The sequence below is a fragment of the Variovorax defluvii genome, assembly GCF_039541515.1.
In the GTDB taxonomy this organism is placed as follows: Bacteria; Pseudomonadota; Gammaproteobacteria; order Burkholderiales; family Burkholderiaceae_C; genus Variovorax; species Variovorax defluvii.
Genome location: NZ_BAABGJ010000056.1, coordinates 19,289 through 37,754, shown reverse-complemented (window position 1 = coordinate 37,754; position 18,466 = coordinate 19,289). Strand labels below are relative to the sequence as shown.

Annotated in this window: 17 protein-coding genes; 6 read left to right on the top strand and 11 right to left on the bottom strand. The window is 69.7% G+C overall.

All coding sequences use genetic code 11. From position 1 onward, the window contains the following. Nucleotides 1-22 precede the first annotated feature (22 nt). The 5 genes from ABEA07_RS16670 to ABEA07_RS16650 all read right to left on the bottom strand — a co-directional run bounded on the left by ABEA07_RS16670 (nt 23) and on the right by ABEA07_RS16650 (nt 4,383). Entirely contained in the window at nt 23-964 is a 942-nt protein-coding gene (locus tag ABEA07_RS16670) for a hypothetical protein (protein ID WP_345539225.1), read from the bottom strand. Nucleotides 965-1,082: 118 nt separating this feature from the next. Continuing rightward, nucleotides 1,083-1,301, bottom strand: a complete 219-nt coding sequence (locus ABEA07_RS16665) for a hypothetical protein (protein WP_345539224.1) — start codon at nt 1,299-1,301, stop codon at nt 1,083-1,085. A gap of 84 nt (nt 1,302-1,385) precedes the next feature. Beyond that, the gene (locus ABEA07_RS16660; protein ID WP_345539223.1) at nt 1,386-3,023 is read right to left on the bottom strand and encodes an alkaline phosphatase family protein; all 1,638 of its coding nucleotides are present in this window, start codon (nt 3,021-3,023) and stop codon (nt 1,386-1,388) included. Next, nucleotides 3,020-3,607, bottom strand: coding sequence for a YceI family protein (locus ABEA07_RS16655; RefSeq protein WP_345539221.1), 588 nt, complete (start codon nt 3,605-3,607; stop codon nt 3,020-3,022). Before ABEA07_RS16655 ends, ABEA07_RS16660 begins: the two co-directional genes overlap by 4 nt. After that, nucleotides 3,604-4,383 carry a CDP-alcohol phosphatidyltransferase family protein gene (locus ABEA07_RS16650; RefSeq protein WP_345539219.1) on the bottom strand — a complete coding sequence of 260 codons (780 nt, stop codon included), beginning with the start codon at nt 4,381-4,383 and terminating at the stop codon, nt 3,604-3,606. Before ABEA07_RS16650 ends, ABEA07_RS16655 begins: the two co-directional genes overlap by 4 nt. Before the next feature lie 65 nt (nt 4,384-4,448). Here ABEA07_RS16650 and ABEA07_RS16645 point away from each other — a divergent pair, with 65 nt between their 5' ends. The 5 genes from ABEA07_RS16645 (at nt 4,449) to ABEA07_RS16625 (ending at nt 8,871) form a co-directional block, all read left to right on the top strand. After that, a complete protein-coding gene (locus ABEA07_RS16645) occupies nt 4,449-5,450 on the top strand; it encodes a zinc-dependent alcohol dehydrogenase (protein ID WP_345539218.1) in 1,002 nt (333 codons plus the stop codon). Nucleotides 5,451-5,468: 18 nt separating this feature from the next. Further along, complete coding sequence (locus ABEA07_RS16640) at nt 5,469-5,867, top strand: 6-pyruvoyl trahydropterin synthase family protein (protein WP_345539217.1); 399 nt, start codon at nt 5,469-5,471, stop codon at nt 5,865-5,867. A gap of 5 nt (nt 5,868-5,872) precedes the next feature. Next, the gene (locus tag ABEA07_RS16635; RefSeq protein ID WP_425584145.1) at nt 5,873-6,946 is read left to right on the top strand and encodes a glycosyltransferase family 4 protein; all 1,074 of its coding nucleotides are present in this window, start codon (nt 5,873-5,875) and stop codon (nt 6,944-6,946) included. Then, complete coding sequence (locus ABEA07_RS16630; RefSeq protein WP_345539215.1) at nt 6,943-7,815, top strand: class I SAM-dependent methyltransferase; 873 nt, start codon at nt 6,943-6,945, stop codon at nt 7,813-7,815. Before ABEA07_RS16635 ends, ABEA07_RS16630 begins: the two co-directional genes overlap by 4 nt. A 69-nt stretch (nt 7,816-7,884) precedes the next feature. Continuing rightward, entirely contained in the window at nt 7,885-8,871 is a 987-nt protein-coding gene (locus ABEA07_RS16625) for a quinone oxidoreductase family protein (protein WP_345539213.1), read from the top strand. Between the two features lie 39 nt (nt 8,872-8,910). Here the strand turns inward: ABEA07_RS16625 and ABEA07_RS16620 are convergent, their stop codons facing one another. The 4 genes from ABEA07_RS16620 to ABEA07_RS16605 form a co-directional block, all read right to left on the bottom strand. Then, entirely contained in the window at nt 8,911-10,569 is a 1,659-nt protein-coding gene (locus tag ABEA07_RS16620) for a Na/Pi cotransporter family protein (protein WP_345539211.1), read from the bottom strand. A gap of 42 nt (nt 10,570-10,611) precedes the next feature. Then, the gene (lspA, locus tag ABEA07_RS16615; protein WP_345539209.1) at nt 10,612-11,115 is read right to left on the bottom strand and encodes a signal peptidase II; all 504 of its coding nucleotides are present in this window, start codon (nt 11,113-11,115) and stop codon (nt 10,612-10,614) included. After that, entirely contained in the window at nt 11,115-13,958 is a 2,844-nt protein-coding gene (gene ileS, locus ABEA07_RS16610; protein WP_345539207.1) for an isoleucine--tRNA ligase, read from the bottom strand. Before ileS ends, lspA begins: the two co-directional genes overlap by 1 nt. 124 nt (nt 13,959-14,082) lie before the next feature. Beyond that, nucleotides 14,083-15,120 carry a bifunctional riboflavin kinase/FAD synthetase gene (locus ABEA07_RS16605; protein ID WP_345539206.1) on the bottom strand — a complete coding sequence of 346 codons (1,038 nt, stop codon included), beginning with the start codon at nt 15,118-15,120 and terminating at the stop codon, nt 14,083-14,085. Between the two features lie 168 nt (nt 15,121-15,288). Between ABEA07_RS16605 and ABEA07_RS16600 the strand changes: the two genes are divergently transcribed. Further along, nucleotides 15,289-15,846, top strand: a complete 558-nt coding sequence (locus ABEA07_RS16600) for an HNH endonuclease (protein WP_345539205.1) — start codon at nt 15,289-15,291, stop codon at nt 15,844-15,846. 9 nt (nt 15,847-15,855) lie between these two features. On the opposite strand, the gene ABEA07_RS16595 is transcribed toward ABEA07_RS16600, so the two are convergent. Beyond that, entirely contained in the window at nt 15,856-17,235 is a 1,380-nt protein-coding gene (locus ABEA07_RS16595; protein WP_345539203.1) for an alpha/beta fold hydrolase, read from the bottom strand. A gap of 90 nt (nt 17,236-17,325) precedes the next feature. Beyond that, nucleotides 17,326-18,441 (bottom strand): acyl-CoA dehydrogenase family protein, encoded by a 1,116-nt coding sequence (locus ABEA07_RS16590; protein ID WP_345539202.1) that lies wholly within the window; start codon nt 18,439-18,441, stop codon nt 17,326-17,328. Between the last annotated feature and the right edge of the window lie 25 nt (nt 18,442-18,466).

The following is an 18,466-nucleotide window of genomic DNA, read 5'->3' as shown; positions in this document are numbered from 1 at the left end:
CCGCAGCCGTTGACGCCGCCGATCAGCGGTACCCGGGCTCGTTGGCGTTGTGGATGATCCAGATCAGGTAGCCGTTCGTGAAGTCACCCATGCCGCCGCCCGCGAAGATCAGGCGGCCCTGGCCCTTGTAGGTCATCTCGAAGCGATGCCGGTCGGCACCGAAATAGAAGGGAATCCAGGCCTTGCCCGTGACGTAGGCGCCCTGGTCGGTCGGCGGGCCGGCCAGGTCGGTCACCTGGCGCACCGGCATGCCGATCTGCAGCTTGGTGAACTTGCTGTTCGGCGCGGGGTTGCCCGTGATCTCGCCCTCGTAGTCGTTGAGGCCCTTGACGGTGCGCCCGCTGCCGGCCTCGACCTTGGATGAGTCGACCACGTTGCCCTGGGCGTCCATGCCGGGCTTCACGGGGCCGCCCGGCCGGGCGGCAGGCGCGGGCTGGGGCGCCGGTGCAAGCGCGGCGGATGCCGTGGCGGGCGCGGGCGCCGCGGCGGTCGTGACGGGCTCGGCCACGGCGGGCGCGCAGCGTTCGAGATCGACGATCCTCTGCCGGGGCTTGGCGACGACGCGGTAGTCCCGCACCGTCGTCGTGACCTCACCGCCCGCGAAGCCGCCGCCCACGGTCCTGCAGCGGAAGTAGATCCGGTCCGCCTCCTCGACCACGTACAGGCCGGCCGGTGCCTGGCGGCCCTGGGTCCGTGCGAGGGTGAGCGAGACGGTCTGGCCGACCAGTTCCTGCTTCACCTGCTTCACGCTGCCGGTGGCGAGCAAGCCGGTCAAGGCCTGGTAATCGAGGCCGGCGGGCGCCGCTGGCGGCGCGGGCGGTGCAACCGGTGCCGGTGCGGCCTGCGGCGCGGGCGCCGGTGCCGCATCAGGGGTCGGCGTGCGGGAGGCGGTCGAGCAGCCCGCGATCAGGACGGAGGCCGCGGCGGCCGCGGCCAGTGCGGGCAGGGGGATTCTCGAAGTCAATGTCTGAAACTCCATGGGAATGCAGAAAGCGAAAAGACGCCGCGCCGAAAAGGCGCGGCGGGGGGAGGGATGGGAAGCGCCGTCCGCTGGGTGCGCGCGCGAAGGCACGCGGCCAGGGTCAGTGCTTGCGCAGCCCGGCGAGGAAGGTGGTGCTGCGGCCGAAGGCGCGCTGCAGCTGCTTGGATTCGCGGGCTTCCTCGCGGGCCCGGGAGAAGACGAAGCTGGCGGTCACCGCGGCGAGGCAGGCACCGACTGCAATCAGAAATCCGGTGAAGGAACCGAGCCACCAGGCGGCGAGGGGGACGGCGATGCTGGCGAGAAGAAGTAGGGCGCGCATGGGTGACACCGTAGCAGAGGCGGGACGCAGACTGCGTGAACTACTTCTCGGAATCGGCCCGCGCCTTCCCTTTTGCGTGCTGCTTCATTCGGCGGTGCCGGGCAGTCCGGCCGCGGGGGCGCCGAAGACGGCGAGCAGCATCGGCGTGAGGGCATGCATGTCCACGGCCGCAGGGCCGGGAGGCGGCAGCAGACCCGGCCGGAAGCCATGCGCCTCCAGGCGCTTGAGCAACGCGGCATCGGCGCTGATGGCGTGCACGGGCACGTCCCAGGAAGCGCCCGCGCCGCTGACGCTGGCCAGCGGCTGGTGGTCGCCGATGACGATGGTGAGCATGCCGCGCGGCGCGCGATGCGCAAGGTAGTCGCCCAGCCACTCGAAGGTGTAGGCGAGGGATTCGAGGTAGGGCGTCACCGGTGCCTGCCAGGACACCGGCTGGGCCAGCGCCTGCGCGAGGTCGGAGGGCGTGTAGGCCCGATCGCCCGTGAGCCGGGTCCAGTCGGGCACATACGGTGGCAGCGGCCGGAAGGGCGCGTGGCTGGCGAGCGTGGGAAAGACGACGAAGCGCGGTGGGCGCGTGCCGGGCGGCTGCGCCAGTTCCTGCGCATGCAGCAGCGCCATCGAGGCCTGGTCCGGTACGCGCCAATAGCCGAAAGCCGGGCCGCGGTAGCCGGTGCCGTCGGCGTCGACATAGCGGTCGAAGCCGTAGAAGCGGCCTTCGGGCCAGGGCCGGTGCAGGCCGGGCATCCAGTTCACCGTGCGCCAGCCGTGAGACCGGAAATGGCCTGCCAGCGACGGCCGTTCGGTGGCCAGCAGCAACTCGTAGGCGCCGGGGTCGTGTGTGTCCACACCGGTCAGCAGGGCGGCATGGGCCAGCCAGGAGGCGCCGCCGTAGGTGGGCGAACGCACCCGGGCCGACACCACCTGCAGCCCGCCCGCGGCGATGGCTTGCGCAAGGCGTTCGCGCGCGGGTGCGAGGGCCGCGGCCTGCTGCGGGTTGTCGAGCGTGGTGGCGCCGTAGGACTCGGCAAAGAGCAGCAGCACGTCGGCGCCGTGCAGTCCCGCCAGTCCCTCCTGCGCGAAGTCCGGGCTGGGGGGGAGCTGGGCCGCCGAGCGGCCCGGCAGCAACTGGCCTGCCAGGACTTCGGCCTGATGCGCGAGGATCGGCGCCACGGGCATCGAGAAGAACCAGCGCGTGTCGCGTCCGCCTATGCCATGCGCCGCGAAGCAGGCCGCGAGCACCACGCCTGCCAACCCGATCGCGCGGCGTGGCGGCGTCCATGCCAGCGCCTGTGCGAGGGCGCACCAGCAGGCCAGCGCGATCCGGTACAGCAGCAGAGGCAGCGCCAGGAGCGCCAGCATGCCGAGCGCGAGCTGCCAGGCGGCGAAGTCGCCCATGCGCAGTACCTCCAGCGCATGGCGGCCGTCCCAGTACAGGTTGATCTGCCGGCCGAACACGGCGGACGTCGTCACGTCCAGGTAGCGCGCGACGGTCCAGACGGCCGTCGCGGCGGCCAGCAGGCGCAGGACGTGCGCGCCGGCCCGGCCGCGCCAGGCGATCCATGCGGTGAGCGCCACCAGCGCCATCGACAACTCGAAGGACAAGCGCAGGGCGGGGCTGGGCCACAACCCGGGGCCGTGGTTCTCCATCGTCAACAGCGCGTTGAGCACGGCGAAAGGCAGCGCGAAGCGCGCCGCCCAGCCGGGCCGACGCTGCGATGTCATTTGCGCTGCGCCTCGAACTCGATGATCAACGGCACCTCGTCACCCACCCAGCCGTTGGCGACCCCGTAGTTCATGCCGTAGGCACTGCGCTTGAAGCTGCCCCGGGCCGACACGCCCATCACGTAGCTCTTGTCGATGGGCGAGGGCCCGCTCTTGTTCCAGGTCGCCTGAATGGTGAGCGGCTGCGAGCGGCCCAGCAGTTCGAGCTGGCCCGCGATCTCGAAGCTTCGGTCGCCCGTGCGCCTGGCGCCGTTGGCGGTGAACACCATGCGCGGGAACTCGCTGGAATTGAGGAAGTCCGCGCTGCGCAAGTGACGGTCGCGACTGCCGACGTTGGTGAACACGCTCTGCGTGTCGACCTCGATGCGCAGCGCGCCGAGCGTGGCGGTGGCCTCGTCGAAGGTGTAGCTGCCGCGCGCCGCGCGGAACATGCCCAGCACTTTGGCGTAGCCGATGTGCTCGACCAGGAAGGCGATCGTGATGTGGTCCGGATCGAGCTCGTAACGGGCCGGCTCGGCACGGACCGGCGCGGCGGCCGCGAACAGGGCGAGCAGGGCGGCGGACAGGTCGCGTGCAGCTTTCATCGAAGGGTCTCCAGGTGCAGGTGGCGCCGGCGCATCAGCCAGGCGATGTCGATGGCGAAGGAGGCGGCGAGCAACGCCAGGCTGGCGGCCGCCAGGGCGTGGCTCCAGGGCGGCGCGACGGCGGGGGCGAGGCAGGCGATCAGCGCGCAGATCTGCACCACGCACGCCGTCTTGCGCCGCAGGCTGGGCGGCAGGGTGCGCGCCAGCCAGGGCCAGGGCCGGGCCGCCAGCAGGAAGACGTAGCGCATCAGGCCGGCGGCGACGATCCACGCGCCGGCTTTGCCGAAATGGAGCACCAGCAGCGACAGAACGAGCACCAGCAAGGCGTCGGTTTCCATGTCGAAGCGCGCCCCGAAAGCGCTGGTGAGGCCGCCGCGCCGCGCCAGCGGGCCGTCGAGGGCGTCGAGCAGTGCGGCGATGGCAGCCAGCGCCACGCATGTCCAGGCCAAGCGTTCGTCCGCCCTCTCGCCGATCGCCGCGGCGAGCACGCAGATCATGGCCAGCCGTGCCAGCGTCACGCGATTGGCTGCGCCGAAGCGTCCGTTGGGCGCATGCGCACCCAGGCTCCACAGCACCAGGGCGAAGGCGGCGGCGAAGGCCAGCAGTGTCTTGAAATGGAACCAGGGGCCGAGCGCGCCCAGCAGGGCCAGCAGGACGGCGATCGCGGCCAGCAGCAGGAAGCAGGGCAGGGCCGCGCGCCATGCATCACGCCGCAGTGAGGCGAGCTGCCATGCGTCCGCGGCGGATGCCTCGCCGGAAGGTGATCGCGTGAGCATCGTCTTCATTAAGATCGGTGGCCGAACACATCTCGCCCGCTGCGCGCGGGCGACTGAAGAAGAGCATGCCAGCATTTCATCCCCGCGTCCCCTCGGGCGAGCCCCGTGCCTGCTGGATCGAGGCGGCCGGGCGCGCCGGCCTGCGGCCGGTCACGCTCGCCGCGCCGGGACCGCACGAGGTCCGGGTGCGCGCGCTGCACAGCGGCATCAGCCGCGGCACCGAAGCGCTGGTCTTTCGCGGCGAAGTGCCGGAAAGCGAATACGAGCGCATGCGTGCGCCCTTCCAGGAGGGCAGCTTCCCGGCGCCGCTCAAGTATGGTTATGCCAGCGTGGGCGTGGTCGAGCAGGGCGCGCCGGAGCTCCTCGGTCGAACGGTCTTCTGCCTTCATCCGCATCAAAGCCATTACGTGGTACCGGCCGCGGCGGTTCACGTCCTGCCCGACAGCCTGCCGCCCGCACGGGCGGTGCTGGCGGCCAACATGGAGACGGCGGTCAACGCGCTATGGGATGCGGCGCCTCGCCTGGGCGATCGCATCGCGGTGGTCGGTGCGGGCGTCGTGGGGCTGCTGGTGGGCTGGCTGGCGGGGCGGTTGCCGGGGTGTTCGGTGCAGATGGTCGACACGAACCCTGGGCGCAGGGCCGTCGCCCGGCAATTGGGCCTCGGCTTCGCAACGCCTGACGCCGCGGCGCCCGATGCCGATGCGGTCGTGCATGCCAGCGGAAGCGGCGAGGGCCTGGCCACTGCCTTGAGGCTGGCGGCCTTCGAAGCCACGGTGCTGGAGCTGAGCTGGTACGGGCAGCGTGCCGTCACCCTGCCGCTGGGTGAGGCTTTCCACGCGCGCCGGCTCACGCTGCGCAGCTCGCAGGTGGGGCAGGTGGCGACCGCCCAGCGGGCCCGCTGGAACCGCGGGCGGCGCATGGCGCTGGCGCTCGGGCTGCTGTGCGACCCGGTGCTGGATGTGCTGGTGACCGATGCCGCCGACTTCGAGGAACTGCCGGCGGTGCTGGCGCGGCTGGCCGCGGGCGGCGCGTCCCACACCCTGTGCCATCGCATCGACTATCCCTGACCCGATCGGAGCCAAGCCATGTACACCGTCAACGTCCGCGATCATTTCATGATCGCCCACAGCTTTCGCGGCGAGGCCTTCGGGCCGGCCCAGCGCCTGCACGGCGCCACCTACGTGGTGGACCTGGAGATGCGGCGCGCCGAACTCGATGCCGATGGCGTGGTGGTCGACATCGCGCTGGCGGCCGAGGTCCTCAAGCAGGTGCTGGCCGAATTCAATCTGCGCAACCTCGATGACGACCCGGCCTTCGCGGGCCGCAACACCACCACCGAATTCATGGCCCGCGTGATCTTCGATCGCGTCGCGGCACGCATCGCGGCGGGCGAGATGGGGCCGCATGCGGGCGGTCTGTCGGGCATGCGCGTGCGGCTCAACGAATCGCACGTGGCCTGGGCGGCCTACGAGGGCACGCTTTGACGTTGATGCAGCCGGGGCGCTGCGCCTTCCTGCTGCCGGGCGACCCGGAGACCCGCACCGGCGGCTACACCTATGACCGCCACATCGTCGCAGGCCTGCGCGCGCTGGGATGGGAGGTCGAGCTGCAGAGCCTGGGTGCGGGTTATCCGTCGCCCGATGCGACCGCGCTGGCGCGGGCCGCGCGCGTGGTGGAAGCCTTGCCCGACGGCGCGCTGGCGGTCGTCGACGGTCTTGCTTTCGGCGTGTTGCCCGATCTGGCAGGGCAGCACGCGCAGCGGCTTTGCTGGGTCGCGCTGGTCCACCATCCGCTGGCGCTGGAAACGGGGCTTCACGCGGACGCACAGCGCCTGCTCTTCGACAGCGAGCGGCGGGCGCTGGCCCATGCGCGCGGCGTGATCGTCACCAGCCCGTCCACCGCGCGCGCGCTGGCGGCCTTCGGGGTCGAGGCCGGCCGCATCGCGGTGGTCGAACCCGGCACCGCGCCCGCGCCGCTCTCGGCGGGATCGGGCGGCGAGGGGTTGTCGCTGCTCTGCGTCGCCACCGTCACGCCGCGCAAGGGGCATGCCCTGCTGGTCGAGGCACTGGCCGGGCTGAAGGACCGGCCCTGGGTCCTGCATTGCGCCGGCAGCCTGTCGATGGACGGCGCCTGCGCGTCGGCCTTGCGCAAGGCCATCGAGCACCATGGCCTGCAGGCGCGCGTGCTCCTGCACGGCGAACAGGACGAGGCCGGGCTGCGCGCGCTCTATGCGAAGGCCGATGCTTTCGTGCTGCCTTCCTTCCACGAGGGCTACGGCATGGCCTTGGCCGAGGCCTTGGCGCATGGGCTTCCGGTGGTCAGCACGCGGGCCGGCGCCATCCCCGACACGGTGCCGGCGGAGGCGGGCCTGCTGGTCGCGCCGGGGGAGGTGCCCGCGTTGCGCGAGGCGCTGCGGCTCCTGATGGACGACGGCGCGTCCCGGGCGCGCCTGGCCGCCGGCGCGCGCACCGCACGTGCTCGCCTGCCGGACTGGGCACGCAGCAGCGAGCGCTTCGGCGCGGCGCTGAGCGCCTTCGCGCGGCAGCCGAAGGCACGGCCATGAGCGGCTTCAGCGCCGAGTGGCTGGCGCTGCGCGAGCCCCACGATCTCGCCGCGCGTGCCGCGGCCGCCGTCGCACTGGACCTGCCCGCCGTGGCGGCCGGAATGCGCCGCGGCGCGCAGCCGCTGGAGGTGCTGGACCTGGCCTGCGGCACCGGCGCGAACCTGCGCGCGCTCGCGCCGCGCCTGGGCGGCGCGCAGCGCTGGTGCCTGGTCGACCATGATCCGCGGCTGCTGGCCGAACTGCCTCGCGTCTTCGCCGCGTGGTCGCGCGAACAGGGCCTGGTGCTGCGCGAGGACGGCGGGCGTCTTCACATCGAGGGGCCCGACTGGCAGGCCGAGATCGGATGGCGCCGCATCGATCTGGCCGGCGCGCTGGATGCGGTGCCCTTCGGTCATGCACAGCTCGTCACCGCGGCCGCGCTGCTGGACCTGGTGTCCGCCCCCTGGCTGGATGCACTCTTCGGGCGAACGCGACAGGCGGGCGCGGCGATGTTCTTCGCCCTCAGTGTCGATGGGCGTGTGGGTTGGGAGCCCCCCTTCGAGGAAGACGATGCCGTGCATCGGCTGTTCGCCGCGCACCAGCGGCGGGACAAGGGCTTCGGCCCGGCGCTGGGGGGCGAAGCCCCGTCGGTGGCGGCCGACCGCCTGGAAGCCTTGGGCTACGCTGTCGCGCAGTCGCGCAGCGATTGGCAAATCCAAGAGGGCGCCATGCTGCAGGCCTTGGCCGAGGGCATGGCCGATGCGGCGCTGGAGCAGGCGGAGGATGGAGGCGCGCGAACGCGGGTCCAGGCATGGCGTACGCGGCGGCTGGCAGCGGTGCCGCGCACCCGCATGCAAGTGGGGCACGTGGACCTTCTGGCGATGCCTTGAGCGCGGGATCGCGGCTGTGTCTACGATGTGCGTCTTTTCGCCATCACAACACACAGCAAAGGACAAGCCATGCGCAGCCAAGCCGTTCGCATCGACCGCCCCGGCGGTCCCGAGGAACTGAAGATCGTCGAGGTGGAGGTCGGTGAGCCCGGGCCGGGCGAGATCCGCATCCGCCACCACGCGGTCGGCCTCAATTTCATCGACACCTATCAGCGCAGCGGCCTCTACCCCTTCCCGATGCCGCTGCAATTGGGCATGGAAGCGGCCGGCGTGGTGGAGGCGGTAGGCGAGGGCGTCACGCACCTGAAAGCCGGCGACCGCGCCGCCTACGCCAGCCAGCCGCCCGGCGCCTACAGCGAACTGCGCGTGATGCCGGCGAAGAACGTGTGCCGCCTGCCCGACGCCATCGCCTTCGAGACCGGTGCGGCCATGATGCTCAAGGGCATGACCGTGCAGTACCTGCTGAAGAAGACCTTGCCGGCCGAGGGGCTGCAGCCGGGCGACTTCGTCCTGTTTCATGCGGCCGCCGGCGGCGTGGGCCTGATCGCCTGCCAGTGGGCCAAGGCCCTGGGCCTGAAGCTGATCGGCACCGCGGGCACGGACGCCAAGTGCCAGCTGGCACTGGAGCACGGCGCGGCGCATGCGATCAATTACAGCAAGGAGAACTTTGCCGAGCGCGTGAAGGAGATCACCGGCGGGCAGGGCGTGAAGGTGGTCTACGACTCGGTCGGAAAGGACACCTTCGAAGGCTCGCTGGACTGCCTGCGGCCCTTCGGCCTGCTGGCGATCTTCGGCAACGGCTCCGGGCCGGTGCCCGCCTTCAACCTCGGCCTGCTCGCGTCCAAGGGCTCGCTCTACGTGACCCGGCCCACGCTGTTCTCGCACATGGCCACCCGCGAGCGCACGCAGGCCATGGCGGACGACCTGTTCGCGGTGGTGGAGAGCGGCGCAGTGAAGATCCCGATCGCCCAGCGCTACAGGCTGGCCGACGTGCAGCAGGCGCACCGCGACCTGGAGGCGCGCAAGACCACGGGGTGCACGATCCTGACGCTGTAGCCGCCGGGGCCAGGGCGACGCCGTGCCGCTCCGGAGGCCCTACTCGATCGGGCTCAGCCGTGACTCGCGCATGCGCGTGCGCGCGAGCGCCCCCGCCGAATCCAGGATCGGGTAGGCGATCGAGCAGATGTGCGAGTTGATCCGTTTCAGGTCGCTGATCAGGTCGATGTGAAGCGAGCTGGTCTCGATGCTGGAGGTGGTGCGCTCCGACAGCCGCTCCAGGTGCGTGGTCGCATAGGCGCGCTCCAGGTCGCGGAAGCGCGCCTTTTCCTCGAGCAGCTTCTGCGCGTCGCGCACGTTGGCGTTCAGGAACACGCTCATCGACAGGCGCAGGTTGGCGACCAGCCGCTCGTGCATCTCGACGATCTCGCGCATGCCGGCGTCGGAGAAGCTGCGCTGCTTCTTGATCTTCTTGTCCTCGATGTCGATGATCACCCGCTCGATGATGTCGCCGATCTGCTCCATGTTGATGGTGAAGCTGATGATGTCGGTCCAGCGGCGGCTTTCTTCCTCGCCCAGCGCCTCGCGCGAGATCTTGGTCAGGTAGTACTTGATGGCCGAGTAGAGCTCGTCCACCGTGTCGTCCATCTTGCGCAGCTCGGCGGCCAGGCGCAGGTCGTTGTCGCGGATCACCTTGAGCATGCCGATCAGCATGGTCTCGACGATGTCGGCCTGGTGCAGCGCCTCGCGGGCGGCGTTGGAGATGGCCAGCGTGGGGGTGGACAGGGCGGAAGGGTCCAGGTGCTGCGGCCGCTGCATGGCCAGCGGCTCGGCCGGCACCGGCAGCAGACGCTTGACCGCGGCGGCCACCCAGTCCGTGAAGCCGATGAAGCCGAGGCTGATGATCACGTTGAAGGCCAGGTGGAACAGCACCACCAGCTGCGTCGCGTCCGAGATGTAGGGCCGGGCCTCGCGCAGGTAGAGCCCGACGAAAGGGGCCACGACCGCCACGCCGAGCAGCTTGAACAGCAGGTTGCCGATGGTGACCTGCCGCACCGGGATGGCCGACTTGGCGGTGGTCAGCACTGCCAGCAGGCCGCTGCCCAGGTTGGCGCCGAGCACCAGACCCAGCGCCACGTCCAGCGGCACCACGGCGGAACTGGCCATGGCCGCGACCAGCAGCACCACGGCCAGGCTGGAATAGGCGGCGATGGCTAGCGTTGCGCCGATGGTGATCTCGAGCAGGACGTCGCTGCCCAGCGAGGCCAGCAGCTCCATCACCGGCGGGGAGGAGAAGAGAGGCCCGGTGGCCTGCACCACCAGCTGCAGCGCCAGCAGCATCAAACCCAGGCCGATCAGCACCCGCCCGACGCGGCCGCCCGGTGTGGAGCCGCGCGAGATGAAGAGCACCACGCCCACGAAGATGAAGAGCGGGGACAGCCAGGAGAGGTCCGCCGAGAACAGCACGGACATCAGCGCCGTGCCGATGTCGGCGCCGCGCATCACGGCCAGCGCGGCCGGCAGCGCCACCAGGCCCTGGCCGACGAAGGAGGAGGTCATCAGCGAGGTGGCCGTGCTGGACTGCACCAGCGCCGTGACCCCGATGCCCGAGAGCGCCGCCGTGAAGCGGTTGCGCATGCTGTGCACCAGGATCTTGCGCAGACTGGCGCCGAAGACGCGCAGCACGCCCGTGCGAACGAGATGGGTACCCCATACCAGCAGCGCGATGGCCGCCAGCAGATTCAACAGATGCTTCATTGGACGACGAAGACTATACGCGCCGTCATCGGCAAAACGCCGTCAGCGACGGGCGCGCATGCGCAGCAGTTCGTCGAGGATGAGACAGATGGCGCCGAGCGTGATCGCGCTGTCGGCCAGGTTGAAGGCGGGGAAGTGCCGTCCGCCCAGGTGGAAGTCCAGGAAGTCGACCACGTAGCCGTGCATCATGCGGTCCACCACGTTGCCGATGGCCCCGCCCAGGATGCAGGCCAGCGAAAAGGAGAACAGCTTCTGGCCGGCGTGCGACCGCAGCATCCAGACGATGAACACCGCCGCGGCCACGCCGATGGCGGTGAAGAACCAGCGCTGCCAGCCCGCCGCATCCGCGAGGAAGGAAAAGGCGGCACCGGTGTTGTGGGCGCGCACGATGTTGAAGAAGCCGGTGACGTAGGTCGCGTCGCCCAGCTTGTAGGCGCCCAGGATCAGCGTCTTGGTGATCTGGTCGAGGACGAGGATCAACGCGGCCAGCGCCAGCCAGGGCCAGATGCCGGCCCGTGGCGGCGCGATGGAGCGGATGGCGGGCATCAGGCGGCGCTCCTGGCTTCTCCGGCGCCGAACAGGTTGCTGGTGCAGCGGCCACACAGGGCCGGGTGCGCCGGGTCGTGGCCGACGTCCTCGCGCCAGTGCCAGCAGCGCTCGCACTTGGTTGCCGTGCTCGGCGTCACTTCCGCCGCCAGCGCCTCGCCCTGCGCCAGCGTGATGGCCGAGGTGATGAAGACGAACTTCAAGTCCTCGCCCAGCGAGGCCAGCAGCGGGTGGTCGTCGGCCGGCACCGTGAGCGCCACCTTCGCCTGCAGCGAGGAGCCGAGCTGGCCGGCGGCTCGCACGGTCTCGATGTCCTTGTTGACCGCGTCGCGGACCGCGCGGATGCGGGTCCATTTGGCCAGCAGCGCCTCGTCGGGCTGGCCCAGGTCGCAGTAGACCTGGGTGAAGATCGACTCGCCGTTGCCGCAGAACTTCCAGGCCTCCTCGGCCGTGAAGCTCAGGAAGGGCGCCATCCAGCGCAGCATCGCCTGGGTGATGTGCCACAGGGCGGTCTGGGCGCTGCGGCGCGCGCGCGAGCCGGGCGCCGTGGTGTAGAGGCGGTCCTTCAGGACGTCCAGGTAGAACGCACCCAGGTCCTCCGAGCAGTAGACCTGCAGCTTGGCCACCACCGGGTGGAACTCGTACACCTTGTAGTGGGCCAGGATCTCGGCCTGGAACTGCGCGGCCCGTGAGAGTGCGTAGCGGTCGATCTCGAACAACTGGCCGTGCGGCACCGCGTCCTTCGCGATGTCGAAGTCGCTGGTGTTGGCCAGCAGGAAGCGCAGCGTGTTGCGGATGCGGCGGTAGGCATCGACCACGCGGGCGAGGATCTTGTCGTCGCCGGCGATGTCGCCCGAGTAGTCGCTGGCCGCCACCCACAGGCGGATGATCTCGGCTCCCAGCTTCTTGTTGACCTCCTGCGGCTCGATGCCGTTGCCGAGCGACTTGCTCATCTTGCGGCCCTGGCTGTCGACGGTGAAACCGTGGGTCAGCAGGCCCTTGTAGGGCGCGCGGCCGTATAGCGCGCAGGCGATCAGCAGCGAGGAGTGGAACCAGCCGCGGTGCTGGTCATGGCCTTCGAGATAGAGGTCGGCCTCGGGGCCGCTGTCGTGGTGCACGCCGGGGTGCGTGCCGCGCAGCACGTGGGAGAAGGTGGAGCCCGAGTCGAACCACACCTCGAGGATATCGGTGCTCTTGGTGTAGTGCGGCGCGTCCTCGGGCCCGAGGATCTCCTCGGCCGTGACGCGGCTCCAGGCCTCGATGCCACCCTTCTCGACGATGTCGGCGGCCTGGTCGAGGATTTCCATCGTGCGCGGATGCAGCTCGCCCGAGTCCTTGTGCAGGAAAAAGGGGATCGGCACGCCCCAGCTACGCTGGCGGCTGATGCACCAGTCGGGCCGGTTGGCGATCATGTCGTGCAGTCGCGCCTTGCCGTTCTCGGGGTAGAAGCTCGTTTCCTCGATGGCGTCGAGCGCCATCCGGCGCAGGGTCTTGGGCGCCTTGTCCTTGGTGAACACGCCCTCGCCCTCGTCCATGCGGACGAACCACTGGGCGGCCGCGCGGTAGATCACCGGCGACTTGTGGCGCCAGCAGTGCGGGTAGCTGTGCGTGATGGTTTCGGTGGCCAGGAGCCGGTCCGCATCGCGCAGGGCCTGGATGATGTGCGGCACCGCCTTCCAGATGTGCTCACCGCCGAACAGGGGAAAGTCGGCCGCGTAGGCGCCGTTGCCCTGCACCGGGTTGAGGATGTCGTCGTAGGCCAGCCCGTGCGAGACGCAGGAGTTGAAGTCGTCCAGGCCGTAGGCGGGCGAGGAGTGCACGATGCCGGTGCCGTCCTCCGCCGTGGCGTAGTCGGCCAGGTAGACGGGCGACAGGCGGCGGTAGCCGGGATCGGCGTCGTAGAGCGGGTGCTCGAATTCGAGGCCGCCCAGCTTCTCGCCCTTGACCGTGGCGAGCACCCGGCCGTCCAGCGCATAGCGGTTCATGCACATCTCGACCAGCGAGGCGGCCAGCACCAGCAGGCCGCGGTCGGTGTCGACCAGGGCGTAGTCCAGCTCGGGGTTGAGGTTGAGCGCCTGGTTGGCGGGGATGGTCCAGGCGGTCGTGGTCCAGATGACGGCGAAGGCGTCCTTGGCCAGCGACGGCAGGCCGAAGGCGGCTGCCAGCCCGGCGGGATCGTGGGCCTTGAAGGCCACGTCGACGGTGTTCGACTTCTTGTCCGCGTACTCGATCTCGAACTCGGCCAGCGAGGAGCCGCAGTCGAAGCACCAGTAGACTGGCTTGAGGCCCCGGTAGACGAAGCCGCGCTCGATCACGCGCTTGAAGGCGCGCAGCTCGCCGGCCTCGTTGGCGAAGTCCATGGTCTTGTAGGGATGGTCCCACTCGCCCAGCACGCCCAGACGCTGGAAGTCGGTCATCTGCTGCGCGATCTGCTCGGTGGCGTAGGCGCGGCTCTTGGCTTGCATCTCGTCACGGCCGAGGTTGCGGCCGTGCTTCTTCTCGATCGCGTTCTCGATCGGCAGGCCGTGGCAGTCCCAGCCCGGCACGTAGAGCGCGTCGTAGCCCTCGAGCTGGCGCGCCTTGGTGATCATGTCCTTGAGGATCTTGTTGACGGCATGGCCCATGTGGATCTGGCCGTTGGCGTAGGGCGGACCGTCGTGCAGGATGAACTTGGGGGCACCGCGGCGGGCCAGTCGCAGGCGGTGGTAGCGGCCTTCGTCGTTCCATTCCTCGACCCAGCCCGGCTCGCGCTTGGGCAGGTCGCCTCGCATGGGGAAGGGCGTGTCGGGCAGGTTGAGGGTGGCGCGGTAGTCGGTGGTGGTGGAGGCAGCGTCGGCAGACATGATGGGAGTTCGAAACAGAGAGGCTTGGACAGGCTCGGCCCGAACCTTTGCGGATGCGTCGGTGCGAGGGAATCAGGCCGTCCGCCCCGAGCTTGCAGAAGGGCGGTGGCTCGGGCGGGCCCGGCTAAATTCGATCGCGCGTGGTCTGGCGACGGGTCTCGGCGTGCGTGGAAGCGAAGAAAGCACGTGCGTCGCGGCCATCCTTCGCGATGCCCGCCGTCAGGGCCTCGAGGCTGGTGTAGCGCAATTCGTCGTGCAGTTTGTGCAGCAGTTCCACGCGGACGAGTTTACCGTAGGCCCCTTCTTCGCCCAGGCGGGCAGGCCAATCGAGGCAGTGGGTCTCGAGCAGCACCCGGCCGCCGTTGACGTCGTTGGCGTCCAGCGAAGGCCGAACACCCAGGTTGGCCACGCCATGCAGCGGATGGTTGTCGAGCCCGTGCACCAGGACTGCGAAGATGCCGCTGGCGGCCGGCTTCCAGTGCTTGAAGCGCAGGTTGAGGGTGCGGAAGCCGTCGTTGCGCCCGGGAGCCGAGGCGCCGAGGGCGCGCCCCAGCTTGCGGCCATGCACCACGTGGCCGGAGATCGCGTAGGGGCGGCCGAGCAGGGCCTGCACGTCGGCCATCCGGCCCTCGGCGAGGGCCTCGCGGACCGCGGAACTGGACACCCGCAGGCCGTGGACCTCGTAGCTGTTCATGCGGGCCACGTCGAAGCCGTTCGCATCGCCCGCCGCGTCCAGCATGGCGTAGTCGCCGGCGCGCTTGGCGCCGAAGCGGAAGTCGTCGCCCACCAGCACGTAGCGCGTGCCCAGGCCTTCGATGAGCACGTGTCGGATGAAGTCTTCGGGGGTCTGCGAGGCCAAGCGCGAATCGAAGGGCAGCACGATCGTCTGGTCGACACCGCAGGCGGCCAGCGCACCGAGCTTGTCGCGCAGCGTGCCGATGCGCGCCGGCGCGAGTTCCGGGCGCTTGGTGATCTGCGCGAAGTAGTCGCGCGGGTGCGGCTCGAAGGTGAGCACGCAGCTGGGCAGCCCGCGCTGCCGCGCCTCGGTATTGAGCAGCCCCAGCATGGCCTGGTGGCCACGGTGGACGCCATCGAAGTTGCCGATGGTCAGGGCGCAGGCCGGAGCCACACCCGGATGCCTGAAACCCCGGAAAACCTGCATCGTTCGATATCTTTTTGATAGCACGCCGGCCCGTTGAATAGGCACATGGAGCGCTTTTTGTCACAAAGCCGGTATATTGTGACGCAGTACATCCTCCGCCGGTCCGGCCCGGCGCCCGATGTCCCGGTCTTTCCGTGGTTCTTCTTCCCTTTTTGTGAGGAGGCGTGTGTGAAGGTCTTGAAGCTCTCGGCCCAGGGGCTGCCCCAGTCGTGGATTTCGCTGGAACAGGCGGTGATCCACTACGCGGCGGACGAGGTGCGCTGGGAGGTGGGCGCGCAGGTGGCGCTCTTCCGTGGCGGGCACAACGCGATCACTGGAGAACAATCGCAGATCGCGGTCAACAGCATCATCGGCACCAAGGGCGTGCCGCGCATCAATCCCTTCGCCCTGCGGCCGGGGCTGACCAACAGCAAGCTCTTCGCGCGCGACCGCAACATCTGTGCCTACTGCGGTGGCCACTTCCAGGATGAGGATCTCACGCGCGAGCACATCATCCCCTTCGCGCAGAACGGCGTGGACAGCTGGATGAACGTGGTCACGGCCTGCAAGCCCTGCAATCACCGCAAGAGCAGCCGTACGCCGGAGCAGGCCAACATGCCGCTGCTGTATGCGCCCTACGTGCCTTCGCTGTGGGAGGACTTCATCCTGCGCAACCGGCGCATCCTGGCGGACCAGATGGAGTTCTTGATGGCGCACCTGCCGCACAACTCCCGCCTGCACGGGTAAAGGCGCGGGTCAGTAGCTCAGTTCGAGGACGCTGATCGCGCCCTGCGCGGCCGGCCAGGTCTGCCCGGCGATGCGTTCGCCGTTGAATTCGCCGGTGATGCTGCGCTGCGCATCGCTGGCGAACCTGATCTTTGCGCTCGAGACGCCGGCGCCCTGCGGTGGCACGCCGGGCAGCGTGGTTTGCCCGTCGAGTCGCATGGTGTCGCGCTGCGCATCGAAGTAGCCGCGTGGCCGGGTGAAGATCACGACCGCCTTGGCATCGCGATCCGCCTCCGCCAGGCGCTCGGGCCGCAGGTGCACGACGGCGCTGGAACGGGGGAAAGGGCTGCGGTAGATGTGCGTGGTGGCATAGCCCGGCGCGCTCAGCACGAATTCATAGGCCGTCGCCGGCTGCGCCTGAAAGGGTCCCCACCGGCCGTCCCGGCCGATGGTTTGGTCCCAGGCCGCCTGTCCGCGCCGCGCGCCGGTGGACCGATCGACGGCGAAGATGGCCAAGCGCGCGCCGGACAGCGGCAGGTTGTTGACGAAACCACCGCTGGTCGGATTGAGCGGATCGAGCCCCAGGCCGGTGACCCGGCCCGAGAGCACGACCTTGTCTTCGGGCACGGGCGACAGGGTACGGGGCGCCTGGTTCGTCAGAAAGCGCCAGGTCGCATCGAAGGCCGCCGGCGAGAAGGAGGTCTCGCGATGGTCGATGCGCGGCAGCGCGATGTTGGTGGCGCCCTTGAGCGCCGGGCCGTCAAAGCCGATGTTGGTCGCGGTGCCCCGGGCGCCGATCCACACGCCGTCTGGCTGGGCGTACTTGTCGTTGTTGTCGGAGCGGATCGTCAGCCACTTCACGCCGGGCGTGACCTCGTCGCCGGCAGCATTCTTGGGCGCGTTGAGCTGCTCCATGAAGGGACTCAGGCCGGAGAACTCGCTGCCTTCGCGCAAGCCCTTGACGGCCCAGATGCCATGAGCGGGGTTGCCGCCCAGCACCACGTGGCTCACGACCTTGTCGCCCCCGCCGTTCTGCACGTAGTTCCGGATGGTGTTGCCGCCGCGCGAGTTGCCGATCAGCACCACCTTGCGCGCACCGGTGGCCTTGAGCACGCGCTCGACCTCCGTGCGGAGGAAAGCCATCGACTCGGCGGTCGAACTGCGCCCCGGCTGGGCCACGCCGTCGTCGTCGCGGGCCAGCGGGTAGGGTTGATCCAACGCGAAAAGCCGCTCGCGCGGCCAGCCGTTGGACTCGAAGCGCCAGAGCGTGGTCTGCCACAGCGCCGCCGAGTCGCCGTTCCCGTGCATGAAGACGATCGGCGGGCGCTCGTCGGAGGAGGGCACGGAGCTGCAGGCGGCGAGCATGGTCGTGGCGAGGCCGAGGGCGATCAGGTGTCGGCGAGTGTGCATGAAGGAATTGGCTCCAGTTCAATGGAAAGCGCCCGCCGGCACAGAGACCGGCGGGCGCGCTGCGTGCTGAAGATATGGCAGTGGGTGCCGTCAGGCGAAAACGCCTGCCGTGTCCTGCATTCTTGCCGATACCTCGCCAAGGTGGTGCAGCGTGTCGCCGTACACCATCTCCAGCTGGGTGAGCTTGCGGAAGTAGTGGCTGCCGGCGTATTCGTCCGTCACGCCGATGCCGCCGTGCAACTGCACCGACTGCTGGCCGACGAAGCGCATCGACACGCCCAGTTGGTACTTGGCACGCGCGATCGCCTGGCGGCGTTCGGCCGCCGGTGCGTTGAGCTTCAGGGTGGCGTAGTAGCTCATGGAGCGGGCGAGCTCCAGCTGCATCTTCATGTCGGCCACGCGATGGCGCAGCGCCTGGAAGCTGGCGATCGGCACGCCGAACTGCTTGCGCGTGTTCATGTACTCGACGGTGAGTGCGAGAGTGCGATCCATGGCGCCCACGCCTTCGGCGCACACGGCGGCGATGCCGATGTCGACCGCATGCTCGAGCACGGGCAGGCCGTCCTTCGCGATCAGGGTCGCCGCGGCCTGGTCGAACACGACTTCGGCAGCGCGGCTGCCGTCCTGCGTGCCATAGCCCCGCGCGGCCACGCCATCTTCGGAGCGCGGCACGAGGAAGAGGGCGATCCGGCCCTCGAACTGCGCGGGCACGATGAAGGCGTCGGCCTCGTCGCCGGCGGGCACCAGGCTCTTGGTGCCGCTCAGCCGCCAGCCGTCGCCGTCCTGAGTGGCGACGGCCTCGCAGACGTCGAGCCGGTAACGCGCCTTGCGCTCCTGGTGCGCCAGCACTACCAGGGCCTGGCCGCCGGCGATCCGCGGCAGCCAGCTGTCGCGCGTGTCCTCGTCGGCATGGCCGGCGAGCACGGCACCGGCGACGAAGGACTGGGCCAACGGCTCCAGAACGATCCCGCGGCCGAGTTCTTCCATGACCACCATGCCTTCGACCGGGCCCATGCCGAGGCCACCCTCGTCCTCGGGGATGTAGAGGCCCCCCAGGCCCAGCTCCGCCAGTTCGTCCCACGCCTCGCGCGAGAAGCCGCCTGCCGTCTCGATGGCGCGGCGCCGCTCGAATCCGTAGCCCTTCTCGACCCACTTGGCGACCGCGTCACGCAGTTGCTGCTGGTCATCGCTGAAATTGAAGTCCATGGTCTCGTTCCTTCCTGCTATGGCG

Excerpts from the sequence above, each read along its gene's own strand:
- ABEA07_RS16665 (WP_345539224.1), bottom strand. The coding sequence starts at position 1,301 with ATGCGCGCCCTACTTCTTCTCGCCAGCATCGCCGTCCCCCTCGCCGCC.
- ABEA07_RS16660 (WP_345539223.1), bottom strand. The coding sequence starts at position 3,023 with ATGACATCGCAGCGTCGGCCCGGCTGGGCGGCGCGCTTCGCGCTGCCT.
- ABEA07_RS16655 (WP_345539221.1), bottom strand. The coding sequence starts at position 3,607 with ATGAAAGCTGCACGCGACCTGTCCGCCGCCCTGCTCGCCCTGTTCGCG.
- ABEA07_RS16650 (WP_345539219.1), bottom strand. The coding sequence starts at position 4,383 with ATGCTCACGCGATCACCTTCCGGCGAGGCATCCGCCGCGGACGCATGG.
- ABEA07_RS16645 (WP_345539218.1), top strand. The coding sequence starts at position 4,449 with ATGCCAGCATTTCATCCCCGCGTCCCCTCGGGCGAGCCCCGTGCCTGC.
- ABEA07_RS16640 (WP_345539217.1), top strand. The coding sequence starts at position 5,469 with ATGTACACCGTCAACGTCCGCGATCATTTCATGATCGCCCACAGCTTT.
- ABEA07_RS16635 (WP_425584145.1), top strand. The coding sequence starts at position 5,873 with ATGCAGCCGGGGCGCTGCGCCTTCCTGCTGCCGGGCGACCCGGAGACC.
- ABEA07_RS16630 (WP_345539215.1), top strand. The coding sequence starts at position 6,943 with ATGAGCGGCTTCAGCGCCGAGTGGCTGGCGCTGCGCGAGCCCCACGAT.
- ABEA07_RS16625 (WP_345539213.1), top strand. The coding sequence starts at position 7,885 with ATGCGCAGCCAAGCCGTTCGCATCGACCGCCCCGGCGGTCCCGAGGAA.
- ABEA07_RS16620 (WP_345539211.1), bottom strand. The coding sequence starts at position 10,569 with ATGAAGCATCTGTTGAATCTGCTGGCGGCCATCGCGCTGCTGGTATGG.
- lspA (WP_345539209.1), bottom strand. The coding sequence starts at position 11,115 with ATGCCCGCCATCCGCTCCATCGCGCCGCCACGGGCCGGCATCTGGCCC.
- ileS (WP_345539207.1), bottom strand. The coding sequence starts at position 13,958 with ATGTCTGCCGACGCTGCCTCCACCACCACCGACTACCGCGCCACCCTC.
- ABEA07_RS16605 (WP_345539206.1), bottom strand. The coding sequence starts at position 15,120 with ATGCAGGTTTTCCGGGGTTTCAGGCATCCGGGTGTGGCTCCGGCCTGC.
- ABEA07_RS16595 (WP_345539203.1), bottom strand. The coding sequence starts at position 17,235 with ATGCACACTCGCCGACACCTGATCGCCCTCGGCCTCGCCACGACCATG.
- ABEA07_RS16590 (WP_345539202.1), bottom strand. The coding sequence starts at position 18,441 with ATGGACTTCAATTTCAGCGATGACCAGCAGCAACTGCGTGACGCGGTC.